This window comes from Micromonospora sp. NPDC047762 (assembly GCF_043204655.1).
Taxonomy (GTDB): Bacteria; Actinomycetota; Actinomycetes; order Mycobacteriales; family Micromonosporaceae; genus Micromonospora.
The window spans coordinates 13,170-28,493 of the sequence record NZ_JBIDCQ010000005.1 but is presented as its reverse complement, the minus strand read 5'-3'; the positions used below and the strand labels follow the sequence as shown (position 1 = coordinate 28,493).

The following is a 15,324-nucleotide window of genomic DNA, read 5'->3' as shown; positions in this document are numbered from 1 at the left end:
TGGCCGGCGGGCCGGCGGCGCCGGGTGGCGTCGGTGGGCGTGCCTCGTCCGCCGTGCCGATCCGGCGTGTGCAGTAGGCTCGGCAGGATTCCCGGCCACCGGGTGGTGAACACCGGGGATCGACCGACCGTCGGGGCGGTCAATCGGAGGAACATCGCACGTGTAGGGGATGCTTGTGGTCTTGCGTCATGTGGTGGTTCTCGTGCCGCTTCGCGGTGCGTGATGTCCCACCCCGACCCCTACGGCAGCGAGCCTCGCGGCTGGGACCGGCCGGAGCGCCCGGTGGCGCTGCCCTGGCCGGAGCAGGAGCTGGAGGCCGGCCAGTGGAGCCGCCGTCCGGCCGCCGGCCCTGAGCTGTACGCCGATCCGCACGCCCGGCCGTACGCCGAACCCTGGCCCGCGGACCCGTACGACGAGCGTGGCCGCCCGGTCCGCCCGGACGACCGTTTCGACGACCGTGACCGGCACGTCGACGACCGCAACCAGCCCGACCGGTACGACGACCGGGGTCGCGGTGACCGTTACGGCGACCGCGTGCCCGCCGGTGCGGACGGTGCCCCCTCCCGCGGCGGCCTCCCGCCTTTCGACGAGCCCGGCCGGTACAACGGCCCGGGACCGTTCGACGGGCCGTTCCGTCATGACGACGACGCCGATTACCCGACCACGCAGCTGGCGCCCATCGGGGCCGAGATCGGGCCGGATCCGGAGCCGACCGTCGAGCCGGAGCCGACGACCGGTCGACGGTCGAAGGGGCGACGTCGGGCCAGCCTCGACCGACCGGCCACGCAGCAGGTGGGCACCGGGCGGGCCGGGCGCAACCTGCCCGCGGCGATCGGGGTCGGGCTCGGCCTCGGCGCGTTGATCGTGGTGCCGCTGGCCTTCTATCCGTTGGCCTTCCTGCCGGTGATCGCCGCCGCGGTCGCCGTCGGCACCTGGGAGATGGCCCGCGCGGTACGACGCAGCGGCGCGCACCCGCCGCTGGTGCCACTGATCGCCGGCGGCGTGTTGACGGTGGGTCTGGCCTGGTACGCCGGCCCGGACGCGCTCAGCCTGGGGCTGCTGGTCACCGTGCTGGGCACAATGATCTGGCGGTTGGGTGACGGGCCCGCCGGTTTCCAGCGGGATCTCACGGCGGCCACCCTGATCGCCGTCTACGTGCCGTTCCTCGCCGGTTTCGCGGCGTTGCTGGCGGCGGCCCCCGACGATGGGCATCTGCGCATCCTGGCCACGCTGATCGGGGTGGTCCTCTCCGACACCGGTGGGTACGCGGCCGGGGTCTCCTTCGGCAAACACCCGATGGCCCCGTCGATCAGCCCGAAGAAGTCCTGGGAGGGCTTCGCCGGCTCGGTCACCGCGGCGGCCCTGGGTGGGGCGTTGCTGCTGTGGCTGATGTTCGAGGTGGCTCCCTGGTGGGGCGCGCTGTTCGGGGTGGCCGTCTCCTGCGCGGCGGTCCTCGGCGACCTGGCCGAGTCGATGATCAAGCGGGATCTCGGCGTGAAGGACATGAGCAACCTGCTGCCCGGCCACGGCGGTCTGATGGACCGGCTGGACTCGATCCTGTTCGCGGTGCCGACGGCCTACCTGCTGTTGGCGGTTTTCGTGCCGGTGGTGAGCTGAGGTATGAATCACGGCGTCCCGGTCATCCGGCTCCGGCGGTCGCGGCCCGTTCGACACCTCCGGACCGGCAGCCGCCGCCGACGGCGTGACACACTGGACCAGCCATGACGAGCCTGCCCTTGATCCCCGCCATCTCGGTCGCCCCCGCCGCGCGCCGGGCCTCCATGCCCCCTCAGCACCTCGCTGACCTGGACCTGGCCGGTCGCCAGGCGTTGGTTACCGGGCTGGGTGAGCCGGCCTTCCGCGCCAAGCAGGTCTCCAACCACTACTTCGGGCGGTTGGTCCGCGACCCGCAGGCGATGACCGATCTGCCCGCGGCGACCCGGGAGCGGCTGGCCGACCAGTTGCTGCCGACGTTGCTCAACCCGGTGCGCGAGCTGGCCTGTGATGACGGCGCGACCCGCAAGGCGCTCTGGCGGCTGCACGACGGCGCGCTGGTGGAGAGCGTGCTGATGGGTTACCCGGACCGGGTGACCGTCTGCATCTCCAGCCAGGCGGGCTGCGGCATGGCCTGTCCGTTCTGCGCGACCGGTCAGGCCGGGCTCACCCGCAACCTGTCGACGGCGGAGATCGTCGACCAGGCGGTCTACATGGCCGGGGTGGCGGCCTCCGGCGTGGTGGCGGGTTCCCCGCCGAGGTTGTCGCGCGTCGTCTTCATGGGCATGGGCGAGCCGCTGGCCAACTACAACCGGGTGATCGCGGCGATCCGTCGGCTGGTCAGCCCGGCTCCGGAGGGGCTCGGCCTGTCCCAGCGGCACATCACCGTTTCCACGGTTGGCCTGGTTCCGGCCATCCACCGACTGGCCAGCGAAGACCTCTCAGTGACCCTTGCGTTGTCGTTGCACGCGCCCGATGATGATCTGCGCGACGAACTCGTGCCGGTAAACCAGCGCTGGAAGGTAGCCGAGGTGCTGGACGCAGCGTGGGACTACGCCGCCCGGACGGGCCGCCGCGTGTCGATCGAGTACGCGATGATCAAGGACGTGAACGACCAGCCGTGGCGAGCCGACCTGCTCGGGCGGCTGCTGGCCGGCAAGTTGGCCCACGTGAACCTCATTCCGCTCAATCCGACGCCGGGCAGCCGCTGGGACGCGAGCCCGAAGCCGGTCGAGCGGGAGTTCGTCCGGCGGTTGCGCGACGCCGGGGTGTCCACCACAGTTCGGGACACCCGAGGTCGCGAGATCGACGGCGCGTGTGGCCAGCTTGCCGCTGCCGAAGACAACGACACCAACACCGACCGCGCCGGAGAGGCACCGGCGTGACCGGGCGTGGCGAACGAGACCAGGAGACATAGTGGCGAGTCAGGGTCAGCGTTTCCGGCGCAAGGCGCTCCGCCGGGGATACAAGGTCGACGAGGTGGATGCCTTCCTCGACCGGGTCGAGGCGACGCTCGACGGCCGACAGGTCGGTGCCCCGGTGGCCTCCCAGGAGGTTCATGACGTCGTCTTCCGGGTCCGCTTCAACGGCTACGACGAGTGGCAGGTCGACCTGCACCTGGACCGGGTCGAGCGGCAGCTGGCCGAGCTGGAGGAGCGCAACAGCGCCGGACGCGGCGGCGACCCCCGGATGGGTGACCGGATGGGCCCACCGGACCGGATGGGTCCGCCGATGCGTGATGAGCGGGGCATGGTCCCGCAGCCGATGCCGCCCCGCCCGATGCCCGCGCAGCCCGGCCCGCCCTACGGCCGCTACGACGAGCCGACCGGTGCCTTCGCCGGTGGGTACGACGCCCCCCGCGGCGGTGGTTACGACGCGCCACGTGGCCCGGCCGGCCCGCCGATGGGTCCCGTTGGCCCGATGGGCCCCGGCCCGATGGGTGGCCACGGCATGCCGCAGCGCGGCCTGCCCGCCGGCCCCAGCGGGTACGGCCCCCCGGACGACCAGCGCTCACCCGGTGGCTACGGCCCGGATGACCAGCGCGGCGGGTACGGCCAGGACGACCAGCGCGCGCCCGGCGGTTATCCGCCGCCGCCGGAGGAGCCGCGCTTCGACGGCTTCGAGGCCGGGCGGCACGGTCGCGCCGACATGACGGCCGAGATCCGGATGCCGGAGCGGGATCTGCGCGACATGCGCCGTGGTCCGGCCGGTCCGCCTCCGCTGCCGCAGCAGGGCATGGGTGGCCCGCCGATGGCCGGTCCGCCGCCGATGGCCGGTCCGCCTGCGGTGGCCGGTCCGCCGATGGGTGGCCCGCCGATGGCCGGTCCGCCCGGCAGCGACCTGTACCGGGTCGACCAGATTCGTCGCAGCTTCCAGGTGCGCCGGTTCGGCAGCGGGTACGACCCCGACCAGGTGGACCGGTTCTTCGACACCCTGCTCGGTGGCATGCAGCGCCGCAACCCGATGCCGGTCGACCCGAAGGACCTGGACACGCTCCGGTTCGGCCTGGTGCCGGGTGGCTACTTCGAGGCCGAGGTCGACGCCGCGCTGAAGGACGTGCAGGACATTCTCTTCGGGCGCTGACCCCGACGCGATACGGACGAGGGCCCGTCCCCCAGGTGGGGGCGGGCCCTCGGCGTACGTCGGCCGGTCGTCCGGCGGTGGGTCGGGTCAGGAGCGCAGACCGCTGCGCCGCAACACGATGTCGCCGATCACGATGATCAGCAGCAGCGCGGCCAGGCCGATCAGCCAGATGTCCTCGACCCTGCCCTCGTGGTTGCCGCAGATCATCGCCAGCAGCGCCAGTGCGGACAGCACGGCGCCGATCTGCCCGGCCTTGCGGTGCCCGGGCTTGTGCTGGTCTGGCGACGTTACCGGCTCGCTTCCTGCCACTGTCGGTCCTTCCCTCGCGATCGGATCTTTGGTTAGTCTGGCACGCCTCGTACGCGGTGCGGTGGGGTGGGGGTTTCCTGGCCATCGGCCCTGCCCCACCCGGGCTGGATGGCACTACCGGCGTCGCGGGGCGGCGGTCAGACTCGCTCCGGTAGCGTTTGGCGTACACCTGATTGTCTGTTTGAGGGGGACTGTGCGGTGCGAGTGACCGGAACCGGGCACGCCAGCATGCGGATCGACACGGCCGCGGGCAGCATCCTCTGCGACCCGTGGGTCAACCCGGCCTACTTCGCGTCGTGGTTTCCGTTCCCCGACAATTCACTGCTGGACTGGGAGAGTCTGGGTCAGGTCGACTACCTGTACGTCTCCCACCTGCACCGGGACCACTTCGACGCGAAGCACCTGCGCGAGTTCATCTCGAAGGACGCCACGGTCCTGCTCCCCGAGTTCCCCACCTCGGAGATGGAGGACGAGTTCCGGGCGCTGGGCTTCACCAAGTTCCTGAAGGCGCCCAACGAGCAGGTGGTGGAGCTGCCCGGCGGCCTGAAGATCATGATTCAGGCGTTGACCAGCCCGACCGACGGGCCGATCGGCGACTCCTCGCTCTGGGTCGAGTACGAGGGTGTGCGGCTGCTCAACCAGAACGACGCCCGCCCCACCGACCTGAGCGTCTTCGCCGAGCTGGGGCACGTGCACGCTCACCTGCTCCAGTTCTCCGGTGCGATCTGGTACCCGATGGTCTACGAACTTCCGCAGGCGGCGAAGACCGCGTTCGGTAAGCAGAAGCGTGACCGGCAGTTCGACCGGACCTGGCGGTACATCGACGACCTGAAGGCGTCGCACGTCTTCCCGATCGCCGGCCCGCCGTGCTTCCTCGACGACGCGCTGTGGCAGTTCAACGACATCCACGGCGACGAGGGCAACATCTTCCCCGACCAGTCCGTCTTCCTGTCGGAGTACGCAAAGGTCGGCGGCACCAACGGGATCGTGCTGCTGCCGGGCAGCGTCGCCGAGGTCACCACCGAGGGCGCGAGCACCACCCACCCCGTGCCGGTGCAGGAGTTCTTCGCGAACAAGGTCGCGCACCTGGAGGAGATGCGGGAGCGCAAGCGCCCGATCATCGAGGCGGAGAAGGCGTCCTGGCGGCACCCCGAGGTGGACGTGCTCGGCGAGATGAAGCGTCGGATCGAACCGCTGCTCGACGAGTCGATCTACCTGGCCAAGGGGGTCGGTGGCCCGGTCCGTTTCGACCTGGTGGGGTACGACGGCGAGAGTGTCGAGTCGATCGTGGTGGACTTCCCCGGTAAGGAGGTCCGGCCGTATGCGGACGAGAAGGTGCGCTACCGGTTCCGGACCGAGCGGTCGCTGATCGAGCACCTGCTCTTCATCGACGAGGTGGACTGGGTCAACTCGCTCTTCCTGTCCTGCCGGTTCTCGGCGGCCCGGATCGGCCAGTACAACGAGTTCGTCTACGCGTTCTTCAAGTGCCTCTCCGAGGAGAGGCTCCAGTACGCCGAGGGCTGGTACGACGAGCACGAGCGCAGCACCGACGCCGAGGACATCACGTTGGGCGACTGGGTGGTGCAGCGGCGGTGCCCGCACCTGAAGGCGGACCTGACCCGCTTCGGCATCGTCGACGGTGACCAGCTCACCTGCCAGTTGCACGGCTGGCGCTTCGACCTGCCCAGCGGCCGCTGCCTGACCAGCGTCGGCCACAAGGTGCGAGCCCACCGGGTGGACGCGGAAACCCCCGCCCCGGCCGGCGAAGCGGTGATCTGACCCCGCGCCCCACCCGCGATCTTGCACTTTCTGTTGCGCCGAAGCAGGGCGTACCGCCCATAGCGGCGACCAAAAGTGCAAGATCGCCGGAGTTCGGTCAGCGGCCGAGGTCGGTGAGGATGCGGCGGGCGGCGTTGTGGCCGGCGGCGCCGATGACGCTGCCGGCCGGGTGGCAGCCGGCGCTGCCGGCGTACACACCGTCGACGCCGGTGGCGTAGGGCATCCGGTCGGTGAACGAGACGGTGTTGTCGACGTGGTGGATGTGCCCGCCGGTGATACCGAAGTGCTCCTCGATGCCGGGCGGCGGCAGCGGCACCGCGTCGGCGATCAGCTCGCCGGTGCCGGGGGCGTACCGCTCGACGATCCCGAGCAGCCGGTCGACGTAGCCGGGCAGCTCCGCGTCCCAGGTGGTGCCGGCCAACTCGTAGGGCACGGACTGGACGAAGAGCGCCGACGAGTGGTGCCCGGCGGCGTCGGAGAGCGACGGGTCGACAGTGGTGTGCAGGTACCACTCGATGGTGGGCTCCGCCGGCAGCAGCCCGGCCTGCACGTCCGCCCACATGGCGCGCAGCGCGGTCATCGGTGAGGTCTCCGCCCCGCCGACCAGCGACGCCGACCCTGGCAGCAGGTGGATGGTCGAGCCGAACGGGCTCGGCGTGCCGTCCGGCAGGCAGGAGAACCGCGGCAGCCCGGTGAGCGCCAGGTTGAGCTTGAGGGTGGTGCCGGACCGACGAACCGCCGCCATCCGTTCGCCGAGCCGCGCCGGGAGCGCGCCGTCGGGCAACAGGTCCATCAGCCGGTACGGGTCACACGCGCCGAGCACCACCCGGGCGGCGACCTCCCGACCGTCGGCCAGCACCACTCCGCTCGCCGCGCCGCCGTCCATGGTCACCGCGCGCACCGGCGTACCGGTCAGGATTGTCGCTCCGGCGGCGCGCGCGGCCTCGGCGAAGGTCCTGGAGACGGTGCCCATCCCACCCTCGGCGATCATCCAGGTGCCGCCGGAGCCGGGCAGTCGGCACATGTTGTGCACGAGGAAGTTGTGGCCGGTGCCGGGGTCGTCCGGGCCGGCGTTGAGCCCGGACAGGCCGTCGGTGACCGCGTACATGCTGACCAGCAGCTCCGAGTGGAACTCGAACCGGTCCAGGTAGTCGGCGACCGAGCCCTGCACGAGGTCGACGAAGACCTGGCGCAGCGCCGGACGGACGTGCCGCTCGGCGGTCTCCTGGACGCTCAGCGGCTCGGCCAGCCAGGCCGGGGCGAGGTCTTCCCGTAGCGCGGCCAGCTCGGCCTGCATGGCGTCGTCGGCGGCCACGTCGGCGGGGGAGAAGAACTCGGCGAGCTGCGCCCGGGTGGCGGCGGTGTCACTGCCGAAGAGCAGGTACGGCGAGCCGAAGCCGCCCGGGGTGGGGAGGAAGTAGTGCGGGTCGCGGCGCAGCACCGGGATCCGTACGTCGAGCGTGGCGAGCAGCTCCGGGGGCATCAGCCCGAGCAGGTACGACCCGGTGGAGTGGCGCAGCCCCGGCACCTTCGGGAACGGGTTCTCGGTGCGGGTCGCGCCACCGATCACGTCGGCGGCCTCCAGCACGAGGACGTCCAGGCCGGCCCGGGCCAGCAGGACAGCGGAGACCAGACCGTTGTGCCCGGCACCGATGATCACGACGTCGGCGCGGGCCGGAATCTCACTGCTCATGCCGCGGCAGCCTAGTCCGCCCCAACACCCCAGGTCACCCCTTCCACCCACCCACCCACCCCCACCCACCCACCCCCACCCCGTCGTCCCGTTGATCATGAAGTTATTGCCGCGACACGCCGCGCCGAGTGGCAACAACTTCATGATCAACCAGGCCGGCGGGCCGGGTGGGGGAGGTGGAGGGTGAAGGTGGAGCCTTGGGTGGGGGTGCTGGTGGCGCGCACTGTGCCGCCGTGGGCCTCGGTGAGCTTGCGCACGATGGCGAGACCCAGGCCGCTGCCGCCGGTCTGCCGGCTCCGGGACTTCTCGGCCCGCCAGAAGCGGTCGAAGACCCGGGGCAGGTCCTCGGCGCTGATACCGCTGCCGGTGTCGGTCACCGAGATGGTGACCTCGGCGTCGGTCGCACCGGCGCTGATCGTCACGTGCCCGCCCGACGGGGTGTGCCGTACCGCGTTGGCCACCAGGTTGCCGACGGCCTGGCGGAGTCGGACCGGGTCGGCGTCCACCTGCGGGTCGGCCTCGGTGCGTACCGTGATGGTGACGCCGACCCGGTCGGCCTGGGCCCGGTGCGCCTCCGCGACCTGGGCGAGCAGGTCGGTGAGGTAGACCTGTTCACGGTGCAGCCGCAGCGCGCCCGCGTCGGCCTCGGCCAGGTCCTGCAGGTCGGTGATCACATGCTGGAGCAGTGTCGCCTCCTCCAGCAGTGAGGAGAGCAGCCGGCGGTCGGGGGCCGCGACGCCGTCCTCGACCGCTTCGAGCCAACCCCGGATGTTGCTCACCGGCGTCCGCATCTCGTGGGCGATGTCGCTGACCATGGCCCGGCGTAGCTGCTCCAGCCGTTCCCGCCGTTCGGCCATGTCGTTGAAGGCCTCGGCCAGCCGGGCGATCTCGTCGCGGCCGGTCACCCGGACCCGGGCGGCGCCGTCGCCGTCGCGCATCCGTTGGGCGGCCCCGGTCAGCGCGTGCAGCGGACGGGTCAGCCGGATGCCGGCGAGGACGGTGAAGCCGATCGTCACCAGCAGGACGAGTCCGGCGACCGCGACGATGCGGGTCTGGTTGGCGGGGGAGAGGTCGAAGGTGGTCGAGGGGCGACCGCCCGGGTCGGTGACGAAGAGGGTCGCGGCCGGGGCGACGTACGGGAGGAGCTGTTCGCGTCGACTGGTGCCGACGCAGGCGCTGACCGCCCGGTTGTGCTCCTGGTCGACGCCGGCCGCGCTGCGGGAGTCGGGTGCGCTGGCCGCCGGCTGCCTCGTCCAGGTCCAGTTCAGGTCCACCTGCACGGCGGGCAGGCGCCGCCGCGCCAGGCAGGTGTTCACCAGGGCGTTGAGCTGGGCGAGCGCCTTGCCCTCGGTGGCCGTACGGGCCGCGAGTTCTTCTCTCAGCTGAGCGCAGGCGGCACTGTCGGCGAGGTCGGTGCCGGGGGTGTCGAGGCGGGGGCGGCCGGTGGGCCCGTCCACGACGGTGGCGTCGATCTGCGCCCGGAGCCGCAGACACTGGGCCGCCCGGGCCGCCTTGTCGCGCAGCGCGGCGCGCTCCTCGGGCGGGAGCAGGTACGGCCCGGTGGTGCGCGGGTCGATGCGGCCGGTGCCGCCGTCACCGCTGCCCCTCGGCAGGGTGGTGCCGCCGTCACCGCCGCCCGGCAGTGTGGTGCCGGGTGTCAGGGCGGTGTCGACGGCGAGCGCGTCGACGGTCGCGGACGACGTCGTCGGCAAGGGGCCCGCGCCGGGGGCCGAGTCCGCGATCAGCGCACCGGTCTCGGTGGTCAGGGCGATCCGTCGGCCGACGTCCTGGGCGAGCGGCCGAAGGGCCGCGTCGACTCCGTCCCAGCTCGGGTGGGTCGCCGCGTACGCGAGCACTGTGTCGTAGATGCGGGCGTCGTCGGCGAGCGCCTGCCCCTGCTCCTGCCGGATCGCTCCGGTGGTGGTGCGGACGGCCAGCCACGCGGTCGCCGCGATCGAGCCGATGGCGATGAGGACGGCCAGCGCCAGCAGTCGGAGCAGCAGGCTGCGGCGCAGCGGGACCTCACCCGACACGGGGTGACTCTTCGACGAGCTTGTATCCGATGCCGTACACGGTCACCAAGCGGGCGGGCTTGCGCGGGTTCGGCTCGATCTTCCGGCGGAGGTTCATCACGTGCACGTCGACGGTCCGGTTGGTGATGTACCTGTCGAACCCGTGCAGGTAGCCCAGGAGCTGATCCCGGGTGAACGCCCGGGAGGGCTGGGCGGCCATCGCCTGGAGCAGCTGGAACTCACCGGGTGTGCAGTCGACGAGGCGTCCGTCGCTGCGTACCTCGTGGCGTACGGGGTCGACGTGCACGGCGCCGACCCGCAGCACCGGGTCCGCCGGCGTCCGTTGGCCCCGGCGCAGCAGGCTACGGGCCCGGGCGACCAGTTCGCGGGGGCTGTACGGCTTGGTCATGTAGTCGTCGGCGCCCAGGTCGAGGCCGAGCAGCAGGTCGTCCTCGGTCGACCTGGCGGTCAGCATGAGTACCGGCAGGTCGGACTCCCGGCGCAGGATGCGACACACGTCCAGGCCGTCGACCTTCGGCATCATCACGTCGAGGACGAGCAGCGCCGGGGGCCGTTGACGGATCTGCTCCAGGGCGGCCCGCCCGTCGGCCACCACAGTCACCTCGTGCCCCTCGCGTTCCAGATACCGGCGCGCCAACTCCGCCTGCTTCTGGTCGTCCTCGGCTACCAGCACGTACGCACACACGGCAGCGACTGTACGTGGCCCAGACCGGTTCCAGCAGGGCCGCTGAGCTGGGGCTATCGGATGACGACCGCTTCCTTACAGGTCTCTGACACCCGGGCGTGAAGCTGCACGCCATGACCAACTCAACCCATCGGGTCGCGGCCGGGCTCGCCGCGGTCGTCGTGCTCGTCGTCGCCCTCACCGGCTGCGGCGGCGGTGCGTCCAGCGCCGACAAGGACACCGCCAGCGGCGACGTCGCGTCGCTCGTCACCCCGTCCGCCCCGGCGAGCGCCACCCCGGCCGGTGGTGCCACCAATGGTCGGCCGCAGCTACGCCTGGACATGACCGACGAGGAGGAGGAGCGGCTCTGGGGGACGTACAACATCTGCCTGCACGACAACGGCGTGAAGCTGAACGACGGCCGGTCACAACCGGGCCCGGTGGGGGACGGCACGGGCCTGTCGCTGGACCAGAGCGGGGAGCCGAAGGCGGCGTACGTGGCGTGCGCGAACAAGCTGCCGCTCCAGCCGCCGGAGCTGGACCCGGAGAAGAACCCGAACTACGTGAGCCAGTGGAACGACTACGTCCAGTGCCTGCGCGGGCGCGGGCTGAAGATCCACTCACTGCCGGACGGCTCCGGCTGGACCTACGACGACGGCGTCGCCGACCCGACCAACGGACTTGAGGGTCCCGCGATGGACAAGGTCGAGCGGGAATGCACGATGGAGATCTTCGGTGCCAAGAAGTAACCCGACCGATGATCCTGGCCGGCGGACGACCCGGCGTACCGCGATCGTGGTGGCGGCGGTGACCCTGGTGGTCGCCGTCGCCGTCGCTGCCGGCGTCGGTGCGCTGGCTCTGCGGCGCCACCCCGGCGGTGATGTCGCGAGCGCACCGCCGCCGGTCACCACGACGACAGTGACCCGGGCCGACCTGTCGGACAGCCGCTCGCTCAACGGCACGCTCGGCTTCGGCCCGGAGCGGTTGGTGAAGGGTGCCGGGGAGGGCGTTGTCACCCGGCTGCCGAGGGTGGGCGACACGGTGGCCCGGGGTAAGCCGCTCTACTGGGTCAACGACAGACCGGTGCCGGTGCTGTTCGGCGGGACGCCGCTCTTTCGCACGCTCGACAAGCCGGGTCTGGTGGGCAGCGACGTACGGATCGTGTCGGACAACCTGAAGACGCTGGGCTACCACACCGGCTCGCAGCCGTCCCGGGCCACCGACGGCACGAAGATCGGCACGGGTCAGGCCCTGCTCACCAAGAGCCTCGTCGGCGCGATCAAGAAGTGGCAGCAGGCCCTCGGTCTGGACCCCACCGGCACGATCGGGGTCGGGCAGGTCGCGGTGCTGACCGGGCCGGCCCGAATCAGCGCGGTGAAGGCGCTGCCCGGTGACCCGGTCGCCGGTGAGCTGCTGGCCGTCACCGAGAAGGTCAAGCTGGTCACTGTGCCGGTCGGGGCCACCGACGTCGGCGCCATCACGGTGGGCGCCGCCGTGGTCGTCGCCCTGCCGGACAGCTCCGAGATCCCGGCAAAGGTCGCCTCGATCTCGCAGACGGTGCGCGGCGGGGGGTCGGACGGCGGCACCGGGCAGGGCAGCCCGCCCACCGTGGACGTCCTCGTCGCACCGACCCGGGCGGCGGACGTGGCCAAGCTGGACGCGGCCACGGTCCAGGTCCGCTTCACCACCGCCGTCCACAAGGGCGTACTCGCGGTGCCGGTCGGCGCGCTCGTGGCGCTCCGCGAGGGTGGGCATGCGCTGCAACTGCCCGACGGCGCGCTGGTGGCAGTGGAGACCGGGATGTTCGCCCGGGGCCTGGTCGAGGTCAGCGGCACCGGTGTGACCGAGGGCCTCGACGTGGTGACGGCATCGTGATCGCCGAAGCGGTGCTGAACGTCGAGGGAGTCAGCAGGACGTACCCCGGCGGGGTGACCGCACTGGACGACGTCTCACTGACCGTGCGCGCCGGCGAGATGCTCGCCATCGTCGGGCCGTCCGGGTCCGGCAAGTCCACGCTGCTGAACATCATGGGCACCCTCGACCTGCCGTCCAGCGGTCGGGTACGCGTCGCCGGGCAGGAGGTCACCGCGCTGTCCGACCGTCGGCTCTCCGCGCTGCGGGGCCGCTGGCTCGGTTTCGTCTTCCAGCAGTTCCACCTCAGCGACGGGCTGGATGCCGCCGAGAACGTCGCCACCGGCCTGCTCTACGCCGGGGTGCCCCGTCGTCGCCGTCGCCGTACCGCGATCGAGGCGTTGGCCCGGGTCGGCCTGGCGCACCGGGTGAACCACCTGCCGCAGCAGCTCTCCGGCGGGGAGCGGCAGCGGGTGGCGATAGCTCGGGCGCTCGTCAACGAGCCGGCGCTGGTGCTGGCCGACGAGCCGACCGGCGCCCTCGACACGGCGAACGGGGAGGCGGTTCTTGCCCTGCTCACCGACCTCAACGCGGAGGGCACCACCATCGCCGTGATCACCCACGACCGCGATCTCGCCGCCCGTACGCCTCGACAGGTGGAGATCCGCGACGGCCGGATCGTCGCCGACACCGTCGCCGGGAGCGGGGCGTGAGCGCGTCCCCGGGTGGCACCCGGTCGACCCGGCTCGCCCCGACCGACGTACTCCGGCTCGGTCTGCTCGGCCTGACCACCCGCCGGATGCGGGCGGTCCTCTCCGCCCTGGGCATCTCCATCGGCATCGCCACGCTGGTCGTCGTGGTGGGTATCCCCGCGTCCAGCCAGCGCGACCTGATGGAGCAGCTCTCCGCCCTCGGCACCAACCTGCTGCGGGCCGAACCCGTGCCCGATCAGAACCCGCCCGTCCTCCTGCCCGAGGACGCCGCCGCCATGGCGGCGCGGATCGGGCCGGTCCACGCGGCGAGCGCGGTCGCGAACACCCACACCGCCGTGCGCCGCAACGACCTGCTGGACCGGTACGACACGTCCGGGCTCACCGTGCTCGCGTCCCGGCCGGACCTGTTGGGGACCGTCAACGGCCGGGTCCGCAGCGGTCGGCCCCTCGACGACGGGTCGGCCCGGCTTCCGACCGCCGTCCTCGGCTACGTCGCGGCGAGCCGGCTCGGCTTCGCCAGTGTGGACCCGCGACAACCACCCCAGGTGTTCATCGGCGAGCGCTGGTTCACGGTGATCGGCATCCTGGACCCGTTGCCGCTCTCCCCGGATCTCGACCGTTCGGTGCTGGTCGGGTGGGACGCCGCCAGGGCCATGCTCGGCTTCGACGGTCACCCCACCGTCGTCTACCTGCGGGCCAGGGAGGACGCGTTGGAGGACGTCCGTGCCGTGCTGCCGGCCACCCTCAACCCGCAGTTGCCCGGGCTGGTCCAGGTCAGCCGCCCCTCCGACGCGCTCGCCGCGAAACGGGCCACCGAGGACAGCTTCTCCGCGCTGTTCCTCGGGTTGGCGGCGGTGGCCCTGCTGGTCGGCGGCATCGGCGTGGCCAACACGATGGTCATCTCGGTGCTGGAGCGACGTCGGGAGATCGGCCTGCGCCGGGCGCTCGGCGCGAACCGCGGCCAGATCCGGGTGCAGTTCCTCACCGAGTCGGTGCTGCTCAGCGTGCTCGGCGGTGCCGCCGGGGCCGCCCTGGGGGTGCTCGCCACTGTCGGCTACGCCAGCTACCAGGGCTGGCCGCCCACCATCCCACTGCCCGCTGTGCTCGGCGGAGTGACCGCCGCCCTCCTGGTAGGCGTGGTGGCCGGCGTCTACCCGTCGATCCGAGCCGCCCGCCAAACCCCCACCGAAGCCCTATCAACCCCCTGACGACCGGCCCCCGCTGCGGTGACCCCCTTGGTTGATCATGAAGTTATTGCCACTCGGCGCGGCGGGTCGTGGCAATAACTTCATGATCAACGGGGTGGCGGGTCGGGGGAGGGCGACGGGTCGGGGGTGGGGGCGGGGGTGGGGGTGGGGCGGTTGGTGCGCCAGTTTGAGAGGGCCAGGGTGGCGGAGTAGCCGGCCAGGACGATCACGTGGAACAGGTAGAGCCAGAGGAGGACGGCCACGCCGGCGCCGATGTCGTCGAAGCCGCCGAAGGGCACTCCCAGGTCCAGCGGGAGCGAGGCGAAGAGCACGAAGCCGTGCAGGAATCCGGAGAGGTTCGCCGCGGTGAACGACCCGACCCCGAGGGTGGAGAGCCAGTCCGGTGAGGCCGGCCCGACGACCCGGAACACCCACACCAGCACCGGCGTCAGCACCAGCCAGACCGCCAGGAACGACAGCACCACGCCGAGCACACCGAGCCAACCGCCCTGGCGTACGAGGCGGGTGGTGAGCGGAAGCGCCAGCAGGATCGACAGCAGCAGCGCGGGGGCCGGCGCGAGCAGTGGCAGCAGCAGGAGCCGACCCCGCCAGCCGACCAGGTGCTCGTCGGAGCGGGGCGCGGCCACAGAGACGAACGCCCGGCGCAGGCCCTCGCCGTACAGCGAGGCGGGCAGCAGGGAGGCCAGCGCCAGCAGCGGGGTCAACCCCACCCCGGCGTCGACCAGCGCCTCCACCGCCCGGGGCGCGCCGATCGCGGTGGGCAGGGCCTCCACGGCGTACGAGGTGAGCCGGCGTACCCGGTCGGCCCCGGCCACCAGCGCGGTGAGCCAGATCGCCAGCAGGGCGACCGGCACCACGGCGATCGCCCCGTAGAAGGTGATCGCGGCGGCGTGCAGCGACAGGTCCCGTCCGCGCACCGGACGGAACGCCGCACTGGTGATCCGTTTCGTGCGCTGCCATCCGTTGCCCATCGGGTCCTCCTTCCCTGTCGTCGCGG

13 protein-coding genes are annotated in these 15,324 nt (G+C 72.0%); 8 read left to right on the top strand and 5 right to left on the bottom strand.

The features are described from left to right. The first annotated feature begins 222 nt into the window (after positions 1 to 222). The 3 genes from ACGF3C_RS17150 (at position 223) to ACGF3C_RS17140 (ending at position 4,077) form a co-directional block, all read left to right on the top strand. Positions 223 to 1,617, top strand: coding sequence for a phosphatidate cytidylyltransferase (locus ACGF3C_RS17150; protein ID WP_357224061.1), 1,395 nt, complete (start codon positions 223 to 225; stop codon positions 1,615 to 1,617). 104 nt (positions 1,618 to 1,721) lie between these two features. Further along, positions 1,722 to 2,879, top strand: coding sequence for a 23S rRNA (adenine(2503)-C(2))-methyltransferase RlmN (gene rlmN, locus ACGF3C_RS17145; protein WP_091400305.1), 1,158 nt, complete (start codon positions 1,722 to 1,724; stop codon positions 2,877 to 2,879). A 31-nt stretch (positions 2,880 to 2,910) separates the two neighbouring features. Then, on the top strand, positions 2,911 to 4,077 hold the full coding sequence (locus ACGF3C_RS17140) for a DivIVA domain-containing protein (RefSeq protein WP_393222930.1): 1,167 nt from the start codon (positions 2,911 to 2,913) through the stop codon (positions 4,075 to 4,077). An 87-nt stretch (positions 4,078 to 4,164) separates the two neighbouring features. Here ACGF3C_RS17140 and ACGF3C_RS17135 read toward each other — a convergent pair whose 3' ends face one another. Next, positions 4,165 to 4,386 carry a DUF2631 domain-containing protein gene (locus ACGF3C_RS17135; protein ID WP_036412111.1) on the bottom strand — a complete coding sequence of 74 codons (222 nt, stop codon included), beginning with the start codon at positions 4,384 to 4,386 and terminating at the stop codon, positions 4,165 to 4,167. Positions 4,387 to 4,584: 198 nt separating this feature from the next. Between ACGF3C_RS17135 and ACGF3C_RS17130 the strand changes: the two genes are divergently transcribed. Continuing rightward, positions 4,585 to 6,165, top strand: coding sequence for a Rieske 2Fe-2S domain-containing protein (locus ACGF3C_RS17130; protein WP_393222927.1), 1,581 nt, complete (start codon positions 4,585 to 4,587; stop codon positions 6,163 to 6,165). 97 nt (positions 6,166 to 6,262) lie between these two features. On the opposite strand, the gene ACGF3C_RS17125 is transcribed toward ACGF3C_RS17130, so the two are convergent. The 3 genes from ACGF3C_RS17125 to ACGF3C_RS17115 form a co-directional block, all read right to left on the bottom strand. Then, positions 6,263 to 7,858, bottom strand: a complete 1,596-nt coding sequence (locus tag ACGF3C_RS17125) for a phytoene desaturase family protein (protein ID WP_393222924.1) — start codon at positions 7,856 to 7,858, stop codon at positions 6,263 to 6,265. Positions 7,859 to 8,004: 146 nt separating this feature from the next. Beyond that, entirely contained in the window at positions 8,005 to 9,891 is a 1,887-nt protein-coding gene (locus tag ACGF3C_RS17120; protein WP_357224052.1) for a HAMP domain-containing sensor histidine kinase, read from the bottom strand. Continuing rightward, complete coding sequence (locus tag ACGF3C_RS17115; RefSeq protein ID WP_355005218.1) at positions 9,881 to 10,576, bottom strand: response regulator transcription factor; 696 nt, start codon at positions 10,574 to 10,576, stop codon at positions 9,881 to 9,883. The genes ACGF3C_RS17120 and ACGF3C_RS17115 overlap by 11 nt, the downstream gene beginning before the upstream one ends. Positions 10,577 to 10,689: 113 nt before the next feature. Here ACGF3C_RS17115 and ACGF3C_RS17110 point away from each other — a divergent pair, with 113 nt between their 5' ends. From ACGF3C_RS17110 to ACGF3C_RS17095, 4 genes are read left to right on the top strand one after another with little or no spacing between them, the layout of a single operon-like run. After that, positions 10,690 to 11,304 (top strand): hypothetical protein, encoded by a 615-nt coding sequence (locus ACGF3C_RS17110; RefSeq protein ID WP_393222919.1) that lies wholly within the window; start codon positions 10,690 to 10,692, stop codon positions 11,302 to 11,304. Beyond that, positions 11,291 to 12,430: a hypothetical protein gene (locus ACGF3C_RS17105; RefSeq protein ID WP_357224046.1), complete on the top strand. Its 1,140-nt coding sequence runs from the start codon at positions 11,291 to 11,293 to the stop codon at positions 12,428 to 12,430. Before ACGF3C_RS17110 ends, ACGF3C_RS17105 begins: the two co-directional genes overlap by 14 nt. Continuing rightward, a complete protein-coding gene (locus ACGF3C_RS17100) occupies positions 12,430 to 13,119 on the top strand; it encodes an ABC transporter ATP-binding protein (protein WP_393223608.1) in 690 nt (229 codons plus the stop codon). The genes ACGF3C_RS17105 and ACGF3C_RS17100 overlap by 1 nt, the downstream gene beginning before the upstream one ends. Then, positions 13,116 to 14,327: an ABC transporter permease gene (locus ACGF3C_RS17095; RefSeq protein WP_357224043.1), complete on the top strand. Its 1,212-nt coding sequence runs from the start codon at positions 13,116 to 13,118 to the stop codon at positions 14,325 to 14,327. The genes ACGF3C_RS17100 and ACGF3C_RS17095 overlap by 4 nt, the downstream gene beginning before the upstream one ends. Positions 14,328 to 14,413: 86 nt before the next feature. Here the strand turns inward: ACGF3C_RS17095 and ACGF3C_RS17090 are convergent, their stop codons facing one another. Then, positions 14,414 to 15,298 (bottom strand): YhjD/YihY/BrkB family envelope integrity protein, encoded by an 885-nt coding sequence (locus ACGF3C_RS17090; protein WP_393222916.1) that lies wholly within the window; start codon positions 15,296 to 15,298, stop codon positions 14,414 to 14,416. Positions 15,299 to 15,324 lie beyond the last annotated feature (26 nt).

Excerpts from the sequence above, each read along its gene's own strand:
- ACGF3C_RS17150 (WP_357224061.1), top strand. The coding sequence starts at position 223 with ATGTCCCACCCCGACCCCTACGGCAGCGAGCCTCGCGGCTGGGACCGG.
- rlmN (WP_091400305.1), top strand. The coding sequence starts at position 1,722 with ATGACGAGCCTGCCCTTGATCCCCGCCATCTCGGTCGCCCCCGCCGCG.
- ACGF3C_RS17125 (WP_393222924.1), bottom strand. The coding sequence starts at position 7,858 with ATGAGCAGTGAGATTCCGGCCCGCGCCGACGTCGTGATCATCGGTGCC.
- ACGF3C_RS17110 (WP_393222919.1), top strand. The coding sequence starts at position 10,690 with ATGACCAACTCAACCCATCGGGTCGCGGCCGGGCTCGCCGCGGTCGTC.
- ACGF3C_RS17090 (WP_393222916.1), bottom strand. The coding sequence starts at position 15,298 with ATGGGCAACGGATGGCAGCGCACGAAACGGATCACCAGTGCGGCGTTC.